The organism is Streptomyces sp. MS06 (assembly GCF_047200655.1).
GTDB lineage: Bacteria > Actinomycetota > Actinomycetes > Streptomycetales > Streptomycetaceae > Streptomyces.
Genome location: NZ_JBJZOJ010000033.1, coordinates 39,922 through 56,457, shown reverse-complemented (window position 1 = coordinate 56,457; position 16,536 = coordinate 39,922). Strand labels below are relative to the sequence as shown.

The following is a 16,536-nucleotide window of genomic DNA, read 5'->3' as shown; positions in this document are numbered from 1 at the left end:
CGTGCGCGGCGCGGTGGAGGAGGAACTGGCCGGGCTGCCGCTGGTGGACCACCACTGCCACGGCGTCACCACGGCCGGCCTGGACCGTGCGGGCTTCGAGGCGCTGCTCACCGAGGGCGGCCCGTGGCCGGGCAGCGACGTCTCCTTCTTCGACACGCCCGTCGGGATCGCCGTGCGCCGCCACTGCGCACCCCTGCTGGACCTGTCCCGGCACTCCCCCGCCGACGTGTACATGGCCCGGCGGACCGAGTTGGGGGCGCGGGAGGTGAACCGCCGCTTCCTCGCCGCCGCCCGCACGGGCGTCTTCTGCGTCGACACGGGGTACGCGCCGCCGGGCGGGACGAGCCCCGGTCAGCTCGCGGCCGCCGCGGGGGCGGCCGCCTTCGAGGTCGTGCGGCTGGAGCGGATCGCGGAGGCCGTGGCGCGGGCCGGGGTCGAACCGGACGCGTACGCGGGCGCCTTCCGCGCGGCGGCCGAGGCGGAGGTGCGGCGGCCCGGTGTGGTCGCGGTGAAGTCGGTGGCCGCGTACCGGACCGGCTTCGCCCTGGACCCGACCCGACCCGCGGACGCCGCGGTGACCGGCGCGGCGCGCCGCTGGTTCGCCGGGGGCGGGGGGCGGCTGGCCGACCCGGTACTGGTCCGGCACCTGCTGTGGACCGCCGTGGACCTGGGGCTGCCGCTCCAACTGCACGTCGGCCTGGGCGACAGCGAGCTGCGGCTGCCCCGCTCGGACCCGGCGCTGCTCACCGACTGGCTGCACCTGACCGCCGGGACGATCCCGGTGCTGCTCCTGCACTGCTGGCCCTTCCAGCGGCAGGCCGCCTACCTGGCCGCGGTGTTCGAGCAGGTCCACCTCGACGTCGGTCTCGCCCTGCACCACGTCGGCCCCTCCCGGGCCCGGGAGGTGCTGGCGGCGGCGCTGGAGGTCACCCCGTTCCGCAAGCTGCTGTACAGCTCGGACGCGTGCGGCCCGGCGGAGCTGTACGCGCTCGGCGCGCTGGCGTTCCGGCAGGCGCTGGCCGGGCTGCTGCAGGATCTGGTCGACGCCGACGAGATGGCCCGGCCGGACGCGGTGCGGTTCGCCCGTTGGGCCGCGGCGGACAACGCCTGCCGGGTCTACCGGCTCTCCGCGCCCTCCTGAAAGTATGATCAAGCAATGTCTGACATGACCGAAACCACGCCCGGCTGGCTCTCTCCCGACGAGCTCGAAGTGGCGCGGGCGCGTATGCCGATCCTGTACGTCGAGGCCGTGCCGGTCCGGGTCGACGACAGCGGCGAAGTCACCAGCATCGGCCTGCTTCTGCGCATGGGGCCGGAGGGAACGGTCAGCCGGACCCTGGTCTCCGGCCGGGTCCTGCACCACGAGCGGGTCCGCGACGCCCTGCTGCGCCACCTGGAGAAGGATCTCGGCCCGGTGGCGCTGCCCCGGATCCCGGCGTCGCTCCAGCCGTTCACGGTGGCCGAGTACTTCCCGACCCAGGGTCTCAGCCCGTACCACGACCCGCGTCAGCACGCCGTCTCCCTGGCGTACGTCGTTCCCGTGACGGGTGACTGCCGGCCCCGGCAGGACGCGCTCGACCTGGTGTGGTTCAGCCCGCAGGAGGCGGCCTCGGAGGCGGTGCAGGGCGAGATGCCGGGCGGCCACGGCTTCCTGCTGAAGCAGGCGCTGGCCCACCTCGGCATGGCGCACTGACGCCGCGGGTCCGAAGGCGTCCGTCCCCGGCGGGCGGCCGTGCGCCACGCGGACGGGGGCGGGGTGCCTTCCGGCCGGCCGGCCGCTGCGCTCTCGTGCCCGTCGGAAGGGGCGGGCGCGGGGGCCCGGTATGCGGCGCACGGGGCCGGTACGGGAAGCACCGCTTCCCGGCTCAGCGGCCCCGGCTCACCGGACGGTCGCGTCCGCCCCGGCTCCGGTGTTCTGCGGTACGGTCGCGGTGCGGGCTCCGGGGCGCCACCACGGGAGCAGCTGGGCGGCTCCGAAGGACACCTCGAGCACGAGGAAGAACCACAGCAGCCGGGTGGCGCCCTGGGCCAGCGCGTACGCCTGCCACGCGGCGAAGAGGGTGCGGGCGGCCCCGTCGAACAGGCCGTACTCGGGCAGTGGGCGGAGGATCCGCAGCAGGGACCAGACGAGCACGACGGACCCCATCAGGTTCGCGTACAGGGTCTGCAGGGGGTCGGCGGCGGGCAGGGCGCCCAGGCCCCAGGCGCTGCTGAGCGAGGACAGCGCGCCGTGCAGGACCGCGTACGTCCACGGTGTCGCGAAGGCGGCTGTGGCGGCGAGGTCGTACCAGGCGCTGGCGCGGACGAGGCGCAGGTAGGCAGGGCGGTGGGGGGCGAGCGGACTGTGCACGGCGAGGCTCCCAGGGGTCCCGGATGAACGACGCCTCACGCTAAACAGTGGAGTACTGTCCAGGGTCAAGTCCACGGCCCGGGCGGAGGACCATGCGTATCGGGGAACTGGCGGCGCAGGCGGGTACCACGAGGGACACCATCCGCTTCTACGAGCGGATCGGGCTCGTCGCGGGCAGGCGGCTTCCCAACGGCTACCGCGACTTCCCGCCGGAGACGGTGGCCTGGCTGCACTACGTGCGCACCGCGCAGACGCTCGGCTTCTCGCTCGCCGAGATCGCCCGGCACGGCGAGGAACTGAGCGAGGCGCCGGACGCCGCACAGGCGCTGTCGGCGCTGCTGGAGGAGAAGATCCGGGTCATCGACGCGCGGATGGCCGAGCTGGCCGTCCTGCGGGCCGACCTCCGGGAGCGCGTCGGCAGCGGGTGCCCGCTGCGGGCGGCCGGCCTGGAGGGCTGACCGGCAGATGCCCGGGCGCCGGCTGACGGGCCGGCACCGCTCCGCGGGGGCCCGGGCCGGCGCGTCGGCGCCGCCCAGCCGTTCGGCGACCGCCGCGATGATCTCCCGTTCGACCATCTCCCGGAGGATCCGGGCGAGATCGCGGTGACTGCCTGCGGGCCGTCCGAAGGATGCATCCCCGGTGCGGGGAGAACCCGGGCTCCACCCTCACCCGGCCAATTTATTCATCACCCGTTGAAATCCAGCGCAGGGACGTGCCACACTAAATTCATCACAGGATGAATTAGGAAGGCCCGCCATGTCCACACCCTCGGAAGCGGCCGTCACCGCCGCCCGGCAACGCGCCGTGCTCGGCGTGACCTGCCTGGCCCTGGCGACCGTGGTCGCCGCCGTCGCCTCGCTCAACGTCGCGGTACCGTCGATCGCCCGCGACACGCACGCCACGCTGACCCAGCTGTCCTGGATCATCGACGCCTACTCCCTGGTGTTCGCGGCGCTGCTGCTGCTCGGCGGCGCGATCGGCGACCGGTTCGGGCGGCGGCGCGCTCTGCTGGCCGGGCTCGCCGTGTTCGGTGCCGGTTCCGCCGCGGCGATGGCGTCCGACAGCGCCGGAACGCTGATCGCTGTACGCGGTGTCCTCGGACTGGGCGCGGCGCTGGTCATGCCGGCGACCCTCTCGACGATCACAAGCACCTTCCCGCGCGAGCAGCGGGCCCGCGCCGTCGGCACCTGGGCCGGGGTCGCCGGGGCGAGTGCGATCCTCGGCCTGCTCGCCTCCGGGCTGCTGCTCGAGGCCTGGTCGTGGCGTTCGGTGTTCGGGCTGAACATCGCCCTGGCGGTGCTCGCCCTGGTCGGCACGCTGCTCGTCATCCCGGAATCGGCCGACCCGGAGGCGCCCGGGCTCGACCTCGTCGGCGCGCTCATCACGGTGGCGGGGCTGGGCGTCCTGGTGTACTCGATCATCGAGGCGCCCACCGTCGGGTGGACCGACCGGCGCACCCTGGGCGCGCTCTGGGCGGGCCTGGTGATCCTGGTCGGCTTCGTCTTCTGGGAGCTGTCGCGCAGGAACCCGCTGATCGACCCGCGGCTCTTCCGCCACCGCGCCTTCGCGGCCGGAACCCTCTCGCTCACCCTGCAGTTCTTCGCGTTCTTCGGCTTCATCTTCCTGGTGCTGCAGTACCTCCAACTGGTGCGCGGCGACAGCCCCCTCGTGGCGGCGCTGAGCCTCATCCCGATGGCGCTGGCCATGATGCCGTCGGCGCGCCTGCTCGCCCCCCGGCTGGCCGGGCGCGCCGGCACCCGCCGGACCTGCGTGCTGGGCCTGCTCCTCATCGCGGGCGGGCTGACCGTCCTGTCCCGGCTCGACGGCAGCGCCCCCTACTGGCTGCTGCTGTGCGGGCTGCTGCCGCTGGGCTCCGGCATGGGTCTGGCCATGACCCCGGCCACCACCACCATCACGGACGCGCTGCCGCCGGCGCAGCAGGGCGTCGGCTCCGCCGTGAACGACCTCGCCCGCGAACTCGGCGGTGCCCTCGGCATCGCGGTGCTCGGCAGCGTCATGCAGTCCGCCTACCGCGACCGTCTGGACCTGTCCGGGGTGCCCGACCCCGTCGCGGCCCAGGCACGCGACTCGGTGGCGGTCGCGCTGCGCCTCGGACCGGAGGTCGCCGAGCGGGCTCGGGCCGCCTTCGTCGACGGGATGAGCATCGCACTCCTGTGCGCGGCCGTCGTCGCCCTCCTCGCCGCCGCAGCGGTCACCGCCCTGCTGCACCGCGCCCGGCCCGGCGGCCCCACCGCGGCACGGCCGGCCCCGGAAGGGGCGACGGCCGAGGTCGGCGCCGCCCGGACGCGGCGCTGATCCGCGGGGCGTCGATCAGCGCGAGCGGCCCCCGGGGAGCGGTGCCGGCTCAGGAGCCGGCGGTCGGGGCCGGGGAACGGGACCGGGTGACGGCGACGGCGACGGCCGGGGCGGAGACGCTCGGCCTCCGCCCCGGCCTCCGCCGTCACCCGGTCCGGCGGCGGCGTCGCGTGACCGCACCCGCCCCCATGGCGCGGCGCCGGAGCCGGATCGGCGGTCCCGCACCCGCACCACACACCGAGGACCTGCACCGCCACCGAGGACCTGCACCGCCACCGCCACCGCCACCGGGACGGGGACGGGGACCGAGATCGGGACCGGGGCCGGGACCGGCATCGCCAACAAGTCACCGGGGCCGGCGCTCCACCCGGCGTCTCCGGGTCAGGGGACCGGGCGGGTGCCGGAAAGCTCGTCCCCGTCGTCCTGCCAGCCGTCACGGTGCAGTACCTCCTCCAGGGGTCGGCGCGGGCCCGGCCGGAAGCGCGTCCGCTGCGGGTACGCGGTCGGCAGCAGGGCGCCCTGGCGGACCGTGGGAGGCAGCCCCAACAGGTCCGCGACCTCCCGCTCCCGGTCCAGGTGGACCGAGGTCCACGCGGTGGCCAGACCGCGACTGCGGGCGGCCAGCGCGTAGCTCCACGCGGCCGGCAGCAGAGACCCCCACAGGCCGGCCTGGTTGCCGGGGGGCAGCGTCCCGTCCGCCAGTTCCAGGCACGGGATGACCAGGACGGGCACCCGGTGCAGCCGTTCGGCGAGGTACCGCGCGTCGGCGAGGACGGAGCGGGGCGACCCGGGCTCCCTGCGCAACCGTTCCAGGGCGGCGGCGTGGCGGTCCTGGAAAGCCGCCCGGTACACGGCGGCGACCCGGGCGCGGACCACCGGATCGGTGAGCACGACCCACCGCCAGTTCTGCCGGTTGCTTCCGCTGGGCGCCTGGAGCGCCAGGGACAGGCACTCCTCGACCAGTTCCGGCTCCACCGGCCGCCGCAGATCGAGACCGCGCCGCACCGCACGGGTCGTCGTGAGCAACTCCTCGCAGGACAGGTCCGGTCCACCGGTCACGGCAGCAGCACCGCCCGGACGGTCAGCGCGAGATGGGTGCCCGCGACGAAGGCGGCGGCGCTGCCCATCGGCCAGCCGCCGCGGCCCGCTGCCAGGAACCGCCGGGTGCCCGCCAACGCGGGCACCACAGCCAGGCAGGGCAGCAGCGCGAGCGGGCCGACCGGCGCGAACAGGACGAGCTGGCAGCCCACCGCACCGACCGCGAACCCGGCGGCGACGAGGGCACTGCGGCGCGGGCCGAGCGCGGCCGAGTAGACACGGGCGCCCGGAGCGGCCTCCCAGACCGTCTTGCGGGCGAACTCGTAGTGCAGAAGAACGCAGGCGCACAGCACGAGCAGCACCGCCCCACGCCAGTCGGCGGTGACGGTGCCGGCCGCGACCGACGACCCGTACACATAGGCGCCGAGCAGCAGTTGAACCGGACAGGCCATCGCGAGGCCGAGGAGTTGTCGCTCGTGCACCGCCGGGAACGCCCGTTCCGCGGCCGCGAGGAGCAGCGCGTAGCCCAGGGCGGTCAGGACCAGCAGCACGGCCGCCGCGGAGCACGCCGCGTTGAGCGCCGCGACGACCGCGGCGAGCACGGCCATGGCCGCGCGCAGTTCGGTGACCGTGATAGCACCGGTGACCAGCGGCCGGTCCGGATGGTGCACCCGGTCGTGGTCGAGGTCCTTCTGCTCGTCCAGCATGCGCAGGAAGAGCAGCACCAGCGCGACGCTGGCGACCCGCACCCAGGTGGCGGCCGTCGGCCGCCAGGCCGTGCCGGACAGGTCCACTGCCGAGCTCTCCAGGGCGAGCACCCACAGCAGGGCGTAGGTGACGTGGATGTGGGGCGCGAACATGCGCAGGACGAAACGGCCCAGCCGGGCGGGCGCCCGGGGCACGGCGGCGACGGTCAAGGGTGGCGTCCTCCGGTTCGTCGGCGGGGCGGGAAAAAGGCAGGGCGGGGCGGGCCGGAAGCACGGGGTGTCAGGCACACCCGACGGCTCCCGGGCCGGCGGAGGCGGCGGCGAACGCGACCGGGGCGCGGTCCGCCAGGCGGATCCGCGCGTCGGCGACCAGGGCTCCGGGCTGGTGGAGCGAACACGCGATCTCACCGCCGGGGGCCACCGGTTCGGTCCGGCACCGCAGGGGCAGGTCCATCTCCGCGAAGCGGCGGAACCGGGCCGCCAGCCCGACCGGCAGCGCCGTGGCCGTGGCCACCGTGCCGGCGGCGACGGCGGCGGTCACGGCCAGTTGCCGGAAGGCCTCCAGTTCCAGCATCCCGGGCACATGGTCGACCCAGTGGTCGAAGAGGGTCGGATGGCCGGTCTCGGCGACCAGGCGGGCCGTACGGGTTCCGTCCGCGGAGGCATACGGCGGGGAGATGACCGTGTTGGCCGGGTTCCGCCGGCCGACGACGGCGGGCTCGGCGTGCGGGCCCGGCAGGGCCACCGGCGGCCCGAACAGGCCGAGCGCCTCCCGCTGCCCGCAGCGCAGGCGGCTGTAGCGGTCGGGGTGCATCCAGGAGTAGGCGATGCGGGCCAGCAGGGCCCGGCGCGCGCCGATGGTCGCGGTGAAACGCAGCCGCAGCCCGGCCGGCCCCGTCCGGTCGTGGAAGCGTTGCTCGATCCGCGCCGCGATGACGGCCTCGGCGGGGGCGGTCCCGGTCGCCAGGACGCTCGGGTCCGGCACCTCGAACTCGGCGCTGCGCAGCAGGAACCTGTGGTCCGCGGGGACGTCCAGATAGCGGTGCGCGACCACGAAGATGCCCTGCCGGCAGGCCTCCAGCAGCAGCAGCGGGTCGAGACACGGACGGGGGTCGAGGGTGTCGTCGTGGAAGGCGTGCAATCGGGGGAACTGCGCGGCGAGCAGCACCTCGCTCCGGCTGCGGCGTTCCGCGTCGGTGAGGAACACCTCCGCGACCGCGGCGCGGTGCACGAGCTCCTTCGGCAGTGTCCGGGTGAACTCCATGGCCCCGCTCCTCAGGTGGTCGTGGCGCGGAGGGCGGCCAGGTGCCGGCGCCATGCCTCCGACCCGGCCCCGCCGAGCACGGGTACGCGGCCGGGCTGCCGCATGGGCAGCACCGCCGAGCCGACGATGACGGTGTCCCACGGGTCGACGGCGATCCCGTACTGCCAGGCCCGTTCCAGCAGGATCCGCGGGGAGGCGTCGGCATCGACGCGGGGATGGAGGCGGACCGCGTCGCGCAGTCGTTCGGCGGCCGGCGCGAAGTCGAGTTCGCGGGGCTCGGCGGCCGCGTACAGGTCGTCCGCCAGTTCCAGAGCGTGCGTGGTGCGGTCCTCGCCGGCGAGCGCCGAGCGGAAGAGGCGCTCGCGGGTGGCGTGGTCGAAGTGGACGGCCAGTTCGCGCAGCACGTCGGCGGGCTCGTCGGGGGTGTGGACCAGGTTGAGCAGGTAGCTGTAGCGGCCCAGCAGGTGGCGGAGCTGGCCGGGCCGGCGGGCCTCCGGGTCCGTCGGTCCCTTGAGCCGGGTGAGTTCGACGGGGGCGGGCACGTCCGGCGGGCGCCCGGGCCGCACGACCAGGACGAGGGCGTCGGCGTCCTCCAGGAACAGGGCGGCGAGCCGCCGGCGTTGGGGCGTGGCCAGGTTCCACTGGAAGTACCACAGCGAGCGGATCATGGTGCGGGTCAGGCGGGTGACCGCGGCGCCCACGATCCGGAAGTCCCGCTGCACCAGCCACAGGACGGCGGCGTCCAGTCGCCGGGACACCACGGCGTCCGGTTTGAGCAGCAGCAGGGCGTGGCGGTGCGCGAAGCCGGTGACGTCGTCGGTGAGGGCGGCGAGCTGCTCGTGGCTCTCCTGGTAGTAGGTGTCCGCGCCGTACAGCCGCCGCTTCTCGGGCAGGCAGGTCAGCAGGGGCGACACCTCGATGCCGTGCGCGGGCTCGAGCGGGCGGGGTTGAGGGGTCACGGGGTGCTCCGGTGGGTTCGGGCGCCGGCCGGCTCCGGACGCGGTGCCGGGCCGAGGTAGCCGGTCGTGAGGCAGTGGTCGAGCAGGCGGCGCAGGTACGGCCGGGCGGCGCGGGGCCCGGCCCGGCGGCCGGTGAAGGAGGCGGCCTGGGCGTCGTCGAAGTGCAGGCGCCGTCGGAAGTAGGTGGTGTGGAGGGAGATGACGCGGTCGTGGTACCGGCGCTCCCGGTCGGACAGGTCCGCCGGGGAGAACGCGGACGGGGGGACGAATCTCGGCACTGCCAGGGACGGGTACTCGGCGAGGACGTCCGAGAAGTCCCGCAGGGTGAGTTCGTGGCCGACGGCGTGCAGGGTGCGCCCCTCCGCGTCGGGGAAGCGCAGGGCGGCCGCGGCCACCAGGTCGGCGACGCGGTCGACGGGGGCCAGGTCGAGGACCGCGTCGGAGTGCGCGGGCACGGTGCGTACCAGTCCCCGGGTGAGGACGCGGAGCACCGGGTAGATGGTCCGGAAGTCGCGGATGCGGCCCGTCCGGGCGGCTCCGGTGACGATGCTCGGCCGCACCACGGCCGCCGGCAGGCCGCCCGCGGCGGCCGCGCGGACCAGTCCCTCCGCGGTGAGTTTGCTCTTCTCGTAGTCGTTTCCGGGTAGTTGGCCGATGTCGAGTTCGTCCTCCCGGGCGGTGCCGTCGCGTTCGCCGCACACGTAGGCGGTGCTGACGTGCACCAGCGGCGTGCGGCCGGTGGAGGCCAGGTCGAGAACGTGCCGGACGCCGGTGACGTTGACGGCGTCGTACCGTTCGGCGGGCAGTCCGAAGTCGGTGACGGCCGCGCAGTGCACGATCCGGTCGGCGGCCGCGGCGAGCCGCCGGTCCCGGCCGCCGAGCCCGAGGCCGGGCCGGGTGATGTCGCCGGCGACGAGGGTGAGGGCGCCGGGTCCGGCGGTGAGTCGCCGGCCGCTGTTGCGGACGAGTGCGCGGTTGCGGTGCACCAGTGCCAGCACGGCGTGTCCCGCTGCGGTCAGCCTGGCGGTCACCTCGGCGCCCAGGAGCCCTCCGGCTCCGGTGACCAGTACCGTCATCGGCTCCGTCACGGCAGCTCCGCCTCTCCGCCGGCCGGGCGGGGCGGGGCTCCGCCGGAGGTGAGCAGGTCGCGGGCCTCCTCGAGGGGCAGTTCCGCGTCGAGATGGGCGCCGAGGCGCAGCCAGTCGTGGCCGAGGCGCAGCGTGGCCCGCCAGGTCGCCCCGGAGTCGAAGGAGGCGGGGAAGGCGCCGGCGCCGGTGGCCTCGCGCACGGCGGCGACGAAGGCGGCCAGGTCGGCCCGGAGGGTGTCGCCGCGTTCCGCCGAGTCGACGGTGCGCCCCAGGAGTTCCCGGGCACGCGCCCGGATCGGCCGGACCGACTGGGGCAGCAGGTCGGTGCGGCGCAGCAGGTCGCAGTCGGCGGGCAGCGGATTGACGCCGTGCGCGCTGAACAGGGCGCGCAGTGCGGCGTGCACGGCGCGGCGCGCGGTGACCTCGGCGACCCGCCACTGGCCGCGTTGCAGGGCCCCGTCCAGGTCCTCCAGGGCGTTCTCGACGACGACGTCGGACCAGACCAGGGCCATCGCGGCAGCCGCGAAGCGGGGGGCCGGCAGCGGCACGAGATCGACCGCGTCTGGGCCGCTCACGGCCGCACCGTGCATCGACAGCAGCGGCCGGACGGTGGAGGGCGGCGGGGTGAGAGGGCCGGCGGGTGCGGCGAGCGGCAGTGCCGGGGTGACGCTTCCGCCGCCCTTCCACGTCAGCCGGACCAGACCGTGCCGGAGGAAGGCCGCCAGTCGGCGGCCTGCGTCGGGGACCCCCGCGGCGGCGGCCGTCTCCAGTACCCGGGGCAGCGGGCGTCGCAGGACGAGGCAGCGCCAGGCGGCTGCGGCGCGGTCGCCGAGGGCGAAGACCTCGTGCCGTCCGCGCAGGACGTGGACGCGTGCGCCGGTCTGCCAGGTGGTCACCCCGGTCACGCGCGCGAGCACGAGGCGTTCCGGTCGCCGCGGCACGTCGGCCAGGCCGAGGTCCTCGGCGAAGTCGAGGCAGGCGGTGAGCAGGGCGCGGGCCGCGACGTCGTCGTCGGCCGCCGGTGCGGCGGCGTCCAGTTCCCAGTACCGCTCGCGCACCTCCGGCCGGCCCGCCCGGTCCAGTTGCAGCGGCAGCCACTTCGGCTCCAGATAGGTCTCCCCCACGCCGGCCGCCCATGACTTGACGGTCTGCACGAGCCCAGCGCGGGTCCAGTCGACGGCCTCCTCCCACTCGCCGAGGCACTGCATCGCCAGCGCGTGCCGCAGGGACTGGCGGGCGCGGTGCGCCCACCAGCCGGCGGCGGCCCGGCGCAACCGGTCCGCCGGCAGCATCGCCTTGACCTCCTCGATGAGGGCGTGCCCGCGCAGGGGGCGGCTGTGCAGGAAGCGCTGGCACCGGTCGAGCAGGTCCTCGGGGAGCCGGTCGGGTCGCCCGTCCGCCGCTTCCAGGACGGCGAACCGGTCGGCGAGCTGACGCACCGACCGGGTGCGGACCTCGACCCGGCGGCCGTCGACGAACAGCAGCGACGGCATGGTCGGCAGTTCCCGGTCCCCGCGGCAGACGAGGAGGAAGTCGACGTCGGAGGAGGAGTTGCCGAACCCCTCCGCGAGGGAGCCCTCGAGCGTTGCGGCCCACCCGGTGCCGCAGGACAGTTCGGTGAGGGACTTGTCGAGCAGCTCCCGCAGCCGCTCCTCGGTGAGCATCACTGGTGGGTCTCCGTCCTGGAGGCGTCCGGGGAAGGGGAAGGGGAAGGGGAAGGGGAAGGGGTGCCCGGGAGGCGGGCGTCCGGGAGGCGGGTACCCGGGAGGCGGGTGCCCGGGAACCGGGTGTCCGTGAAGGGCGCGTCCGGGAGGCGGCCGTCCGATTGCGGGGCGGGGGCTTCGTCGGGCGGGTCGGCGAGCACGGTGACCGTCCCGGCGCCGCCGTCGACGCGCAACAGGGCGCCGGTGCGGATCTCGGTGGTGGCGCCGTCGACCTGGACCACGGTCGGAACGCCCAGCTCACGCGCCACGACCGCGAGATGGGTCAGCGGGCTGCCGCGCTCGACGACGAGAGCCGAGGCCGCCGGGAGCGCGGTCACCCAGCCGGGGTCGGTGCGGTACGCGAGCAGCACGCCGCCGCGGAAGTCGCCGGGCGTGTCGGCGACCGTGGCGCGTCCTTCGGCCACGCCGGGGCAGCAGGGCGTGCCCTGCAGTTCCCTGGCTCCGCGGGGGACGGCGGGGGCGCTGGTCCAGCCCGCCCGGTGCAGGTTGCCGGACCAGTAGGGTGCACCGCGGGTGGTGAACCGGGCCGGGGCCCGCAGGGCGCCGTCGGCGGCGAGGCCACGGCGGCGCAGCGCGGCCAGGTCCCTCAGTTCCGTGTGCCCGAGCGTGCCCTCGTAGGCGCCGATGACCTCCTCCAGGCGCAGCAGGAACACGTCGTCCCAGGCGTCGAGGGCGCCCTGGCGGGCCAGGTCGCGTCCGAGGGCGCGCAGCATCCGCTTGGCGGCGCCGAAGGCGCGGGTGCGGCAGAAGCGCAGCCGCTCCCGTTCGGTGAGTGCGGACCGCGCCTTTCCCCGCACCCGCTCGTACAGCAGTCGGCGCCAGCCGCGCAGCCGGGCGTCGAGATAGGCGTCGGCGTCGCCGTGCCTGCCGGGCCCGCCGCCGGCGCCGTCGTCCGCGAGGGCGGTGCGCAGCAGGGCGAACATGCCTTCGGGGTTCTCGTGGAGGTCCGCTACCTCCAACTTCAGTTCGTCGGGGCTGCGGTAGCCGTAGTCGGCGACGTAGGCGTCGACGGCTGCCAGGAAGCCGGTGTGGCCGGCTTCCCGGAGTGCCCGGCGGGCGTCGGTGTCCGGGGTGCGCTCCAGCAGCCGGAGCAGCCCGGTGTCGGCGCGTGCCGTGCGCGCCAGTTCGGCCAGTGCCCGCACCGGTTCGGCGGACTCGACCTCACCGCCGGGTGCGGCGGCGGCCCAGATGAACCATTCCGGGGCGGCGGGCAGCCACCTGCGGGTGAGCAGGGCGAGCACACCGACGGACAGCAGGATCGTGGCGTCCACGATCTGCATCGGGCCCCATTTCTCGATGAGCTCACGCTGGAGCCGGCGAAAGCGGCGGTAGGTCTCGTCACCGGGCAACGCGTCGTAGTCGATATTGTTGAAGATCGCATAGTTCCGGGAGAATTCCCGGTGGAATCTCGCCACCGATGCCCGGACGGCGAGAAATCGACCGGCGAAGATCAGCGTGCGGGGCAGAGCGGAAATGCGGCCGGGCAGTCCCTTCCGCGGAGTGAAGGGATGGAGCGCGTCGGCGGTTTCGTCGGAAATGCTCTCGGCGACCCCGAGGGACTTCTCCAGCACCCGCCGGTTCAGCGGGTACAGCGGCGCGAGCCGCACCATGCGGTACCAGTGGTGGAGGTTGTAGTAGACGCGCCCGTGGAAGCAGCCGAGCAGGTACGGGGTCCACTCCCGCACCTCCCGCAGCCGCCGGCCGCGGACCCCGAGTGCGCGGGCGTAGCCCTCGTACACCTTGGCGTAGGTGTCCGCGGCGAACGTGTAGGTGAGCGGGGACACGACCCCGCTGAAACTCTCGATGATGTTGGAGTTGTCCCAGAGGCGTGTTTCGCCCTCGGGCTCGGGCGGGATGCGGTGGGCGCCGGTCGGGGTGGTGACGGGGCGGCACTGCAGCACCCACAGGTCGCCGCCGGCCATGGCCCACTCGATGTCCCGGGGAGTGCCGTGGAGCCGGTCGGCGCGCGTGCCGAGCCGGTGCAGCAGGGCGAGGTCGGCGGGGGTGAGCACCGGCGCGGTGCGGGCCTCCTCGGACACGGGGGAGACCGTGCAGCCCGGGCCGGGGCCGGCGTCGAGGCGTTCCCGCTTGTCGCCGACCACCGCGCTCACCACCTCGCCGGTGCCGGCGTCCAGGACGACGGTGTCGGCGTCGACGCCGCCGCCCACCAGCCCCTCCCCCAGCCCGTGCACGGCGCCGACCGCGTACCGGCCGGTTCGGCCGGTCACGGGATCCGCGGTGAACAGCACTCCGCTGCGTTCGGCCGGAACCATGCGCTGCACCACGACGGCCACGCCCGCGGCTGCCGGAGGCAAGCCGTGCCGGGCCCGGTACCGCAGGGAGCGCTCGGAGAACGCGGAGGCCCAGCAGCGCCGGACGTGCTCGGTGACCTCGTCCAGTCCGGACACGTTGAGGAAGCTGTCGAACTGGCCGGCGAACGAGTGGTGCGGGCCGTCCTCCTCGGGACCGGAGGAGCGGACCGCCACCGTCCCGCCGCCCGCCTGGCGGTAGGCCAGGGCGATGGCCGAGGCGACCCGTTCGTCGAGGGGTGCCTCCGCGAAGAGGCGGGCGATCTCGTCGGAGACCTGCCGGGGCACGCGGTCCCGGGGACCGGCCGACAGGTCCTCCAGCCGTGCGGCGAGTCCGCCGGTGCGGCAGAACTCGGCGAACACGTCGAGGCCCAGCACCGCCCACGGCGGTACGCGAAAACCGGAAGCGGTGAGAGCGTGCAGACCGGCTCCTTTTCCGCCGGCTAATTCGGCGACCACTGAAATGTCACTGGCGGGTGTGAGGACATGCAGGAACCTGGGATCGGATCCCGTGGCGAGCGACAACTGGTTTACCTCCGAAGGACTTTCTTCTGCGACTCCGGCGAGGTGTTTCACGACACTACTCGGCAAAACCCGCGAGTAGCTTGTGATGTTTCTTTCAGCCGAATTTCGCCGGTATCCCGGGGGCGGGTCCGGACAAATTCCCGGGTTCGTCGGGCAAGCGGAACACCTCCCTCACGGAGGCGGGACCGGCTGCCGGCGGCCGGTCCGAAGGCGGGTGCCCTCGACCGCACTGGACTCGAAGGGCGACGGGCCGGCTCCCGTCGGCCGAAACCCGACGGCACAAGGGGCTTCGCGGCGCCGAACAGGACCCCTATCCGGTCACGTTCCGCCCCAGCGGTTCCGCGACACCCCTGTCCCCCGGGGGCGGCACACCGACGGCCACCCCGGCACACCGCACCGCACCACCCCCGCCGGCGCACCGCACTCCACGACCCCACCCCGGCGCACTCCACGCCCCCACCCCGGCGCACCGCACCGATCGGCCCGGCCCGGCCCCGACGGGCAAGCGGGCAAGCGCGGCCACGGCTCCGTCGCCGCACGCCGCCGCCCTCCCGGGCCGTTGCTTCCGTAGGATCGCGTCAGGCCTGGTCATGTCCCGCTGCCCCGAGGGTCCTTCCGGCGCCTCGCGGCCGGAGAAGCGCGACCGGGAGAAGGCGGCGACGAGCGGATGGAGCGGACTTGACGGCGGAACAGGCATCCCTGCCGGGAGGCGGCGGTCCCGGGCTCGCCTACGCCAGCAGACGGGGGCACTGGGTACTCGCGGCGACCGTCCTCGGATCCGCGGTCGCGTCGATCGACGCGACGGTCGTCGGTATCGCCCTCCCCGCGATCGGGCGGGACTTCCACACCGGACTGGCCGCGCTGCAGTGGGTGGTGACCGCCTACACCCTGGCACTGGCGGGACTGCTGCTGGTCGCCGGGGCACTGGGCGACCGCTACGGGCGCAGGCGGTTCTTCGTCGTCGGGGTGATCTGGTTCGCCGCGGCCTCACTGCTGTGCGGCCTCGCGCCGGACGTCCGCACCCTCATCGCCGCCCGAGCGCTGCAGGGCGTCGGCGCGGCACTGCTCACCCCCGGGAGTCTGGCCATCCTGGAAGCGTCCTTCGTGCCCGACGACCGGGGCAGGGCGATCGGCGCGTGGTCCGGCCTCAGCGGCGTCGGTACGGCGATCGGGCCCTTCCTCGGCGGCTGGTTGATCCAGTCGGCGTCGTGGCGGTGGATCTTCGCCATCAACCTGCCGGTGGCCGCCGTGGTGGTGGCCGTCGCGGCGCGCCACGTTCCCGAGTCCCGGGACCCTCAGTCCCCCGAACGGGTGGACCTGCTGGGCGGGGTGCTCGTGACGCTGGGTCTGGTCGGGCTGACGTACGGGCTCATCGAGGGGCCGTCGAGAGGGTGGACCGACCCGGTGGTGCTGGGCAGCCTGCTGCTGGGAGGCCTCCTGCTGGGGTGCTTCGTCCTGTGGGAGCGCCGGGCGAAGGCACCCGTGCTCCCGCTCGACCTGTTCGCCTCGACCCGCTTCAACGCCACCAACGCCGTCACCTTCGTGCTGTACGGGGCTCTCGGCGGGGCGCTGTTCCTGGTGCCGGTGCAGTTGCAGCAGGTCTCGGGGTACACCGCGCTGGAGGCCGGCGTTTCGCTGCTCCCCCTCACCGTGGTGATGCTGCTGCTGTCGGCCCGGTCCGGCGCCCTCGCCTCCCGCATCGGCCCCCGGCTGCAGATGAGCGTGGGTCCGGTGCTGGTCGGCTGCGGTATCGCGCTGTTCGTCCGGGTGGGTACGCATGCGGACTACGTGACGCACGTGCTGCCCGCCGTGCTGGTGCTGGCTCTGGGGCTGGCCACCACCGTGGCACCGCTCACCGCCACGGCCCTGGCGGCGGCGCCGGCCCGCCATGTGGGCGCGGCGTCCGCCGTGAACAACGACGTGGCTCGGGCCGCCGGCCTGATCGCCGTGGCGGTGCTGCCCGCCGCCGCGGGTCTCAGCGGGTCGGACTACCTCCGTCCGGAGCGGTTCTCCGCCGGTTTCGACACCGCGTGCCTGATCTCGAGCGCCCTCTGCGTCCTGGCCGGCGTGCTCGCCGCGGTGACCATCCGCAACCCGGCCCGGCCGGAGCGAGCCGGACGCCCGGGGGCGGCGGGAGCCGGGCAGCCGCTGCACTGCGCTCTGGACGCGCCGCCGGCCGGCCGGGCCACCCGGCGGACGGACGGGAGGGGCCGTCCACCGCGGGCTTCCGGACCGCCCCCGGAAGGGTGACCGGGC

13 protein-coding genes are annotated in these 16,536 nt (G+C 74.8%); 5 read left to right on the top strand and 8 right to left on the bottom strand.

The genetic code is table 11. The features are described from left to right. Position 1 precedes the first annotated feature (1 nt). Both ACL02U_RS19180 and ACL02U_RS19175 read left to right on the top strand, forming a co-directional pair. The gene (locus ACL02U_RS19180) at positions 2–1,141 is read left to right on the top strand and encodes an amidohydrolase family protein (protein WP_412792088.1); all 1,140 of its coding nucleotides are present in this window, start codon (positions 2–4) and stop codon (positions 1,139–1,141) included. Between the two features lie 24 nt (positions 1,142–1,165). After that, positions 1,166–1,693 carry an NUDIX hydrolase family protein gene (locus ACL02U_RS19175; protein WP_412792114.1) on the top strand — a complete coding sequence of 176 codons (528 nt, stop codon included), beginning with the start codon at positions 1,166–1,168 and terminating at the stop codon, positions 1,691–1,693. A gap of 186 nt (positions 1,694–1,879) precedes the next feature. On the opposite strand, the gene ACL02U_RS19170 is transcribed toward ACL02U_RS19175, so the two are convergent. Then, positions 1,880–2,350 (bottom strand): hypothetical protein, encoded by a 471-nt coding sequence (locus ACL02U_RS19170; protein WP_412792087.1) that lies wholly within the window; start codon positions 2,348–2,350, stop codon positions 1,880–1,882. 92 nt (positions 2,351–2,442) lie between these two features. Between ACL02U_RS19170 and ACL02U_RS19165 the strand changes: the two genes are divergently transcribed. Then, positions 2,443–2,808: a MerR family transcriptional regulator gene (locus ACL02U_RS19165; protein WP_412792086.1), complete on the top strand. Its 366-nt coding sequence runs from the start codon at positions 2,443–2,445 to the stop codon at positions 2,806–2,808. A gap of 298 nt (positions 2,809–3,106) precedes the next feature. Then, positions 3,107–4,666: an MFS transporter gene (locus ACL02U_RS19160; protein ID WP_412792085.1), complete on the top strand. Its 1,560-nt coding sequence runs from the start codon at positions 3,107–3,109 to the stop codon at positions 4,664–4,666. A gap of 381 nt (positions 4,667–5,047) precedes the next feature. Here ACL02U_RS19160 and ACL02U_RS19155 read toward each other — a convergent pair whose 3' ends face one another. From ACL02U_RS19155 to ACL02U_RS19125, 7 genes are all read right to left on the bottom strand, one after another. Then, on the bottom strand, positions 5,048–5,725 hold the full coding sequence (locus tag ACL02U_RS19155) for a nitroreductase family protein (protein WP_412792084.1): 678 nt from the start codon (positions 5,723–5,725) through the stop codon (positions 5,048–5,050). Then, entirely contained in the window at positions 5,722–6,621 is a 900-nt protein-coding gene (locus ACL02U_RS19150) for a hypothetical protein (protein ID WP_412792083.1), read from the bottom strand. The genes ACL02U_RS19155 and ACL02U_RS19150 overlap by 4 nt, the downstream gene beginning before the upstream one ends. A gap of 70 nt (positions 6,622–6,691) precedes the next feature. Next, complete coding sequence (locus ACL02U_RS19145) at positions 6,692–7,675, bottom strand: ScbA/BarX family gamma-butyrolactone biosynthesis protein (RefSeq protein ID WP_412792082.1); 984 nt, start codon at positions 7,673–7,675, stop codon at positions 6,692–6,694. Positions 7,676–7,686: 11 nt separating this feature from the next. Continuing rightward, the gene (locus ACL02U_RS19140; RefSeq protein ID WP_412792081.1) at positions 7,687–8,634 is read right to left on the bottom strand and encodes a nucleoside-diphosphate kinase; all 948 of its coding nucleotides are present in this window, start codon (positions 8,632–8,634) and stop codon (positions 7,687–7,689) included. Next, positions 8,631–9,722, bottom strand: coding sequence for an SDR family oxidoreductase (locus ACL02U_RS19135; RefSeq protein WP_412792080.1), 1,092 nt, complete (start codon positions 9,720–9,722; stop codon positions 8,631–8,633). Before ACL02U_RS19135 ends, ACL02U_RS19140 begins: the two co-directional genes overlap by 4 nt. Next, the gene (locus ACL02U_RS19130; protein ID WP_412792113.1) at positions 9,719–11,386 is read right to left on the bottom strand and encodes a hypothetical protein; all 1,668 of its coding nucleotides are present in this window, start codon (positions 11,384–11,386) and stop codon (positions 9,719–9,721) included. The genes ACL02U_RS19135 and ACL02U_RS19130 overlap by 4 nt, the downstream gene beginning before the upstream one ends. Then, a complete protein-coding gene (locus ACL02U_RS19125; RefSeq protein WP_412792079.1) occupies positions 11,386–14,280 on the bottom strand; it encodes a phosphoenolpyruvate synthase in 2,895 nt (964 codons plus the stop codon). Before ACL02U_RS19125 ends, ACL02U_RS19130 begins: the two co-directional genes overlap by 1 nt. Positions 14,281–14,958: 678 nt before the next feature. Between ACL02U_RS19125 and ACL02U_RS19120 the strand changes: the two genes are divergently transcribed. Continuing rightward, complete coding sequence (locus tag ACL02U_RS19120) at positions 14,959–16,530, top strand: MFS transporter (protein ID WP_412792078.1); 1,572 nt, start codon at positions 14,959–14,961, stop codon at positions 16,528–16,530. The last annotated feature ends 6 nt before the right edge of the window (positions 16,531–16,536 follow it).

What these genes read in the sequence shown, in the direction of transcription:
- ACL02U_RS19175 (WP_412792114.1), top strand. Translation starts at nt 1,166, where the DNA reads ATGACCGAAACCACGCCCGGCTGGCTCTCTCCCGACGAGCTCGAAGTG.
- ACL02U_RS19165 (WP_412792086.1), top strand. Translation starts at nt 2,443, where the DNA reads ATGCGTATCGGGGAACTGGCGGCGCAGGCGGGTACCACGAGGGACACC.
- ACL02U_RS19160 (WP_412792085.1), top strand. Translation starts at nt 3,107, where the DNA reads ATGTCCACACCCTCGGAAGCGGCCGTCACCGCCGCCCGGCAACGCGCC.
- ACL02U_RS19145 (WP_412792082.1), bottom strand. Translation starts at nt 7,675, where the DNA reads ATGGAGTTCACCCGGACACTGCCGAAGGAGCTCGTGCACCGCGCCGCG.
- ACL02U_RS19130 (WP_412792113.1), bottom strand. Translation starts at nt 11,386, where the DNA reads ATGCTCACCGAGGAGCGGCTGCGGGAGCTGCTCGACAAGTCCCTCACC.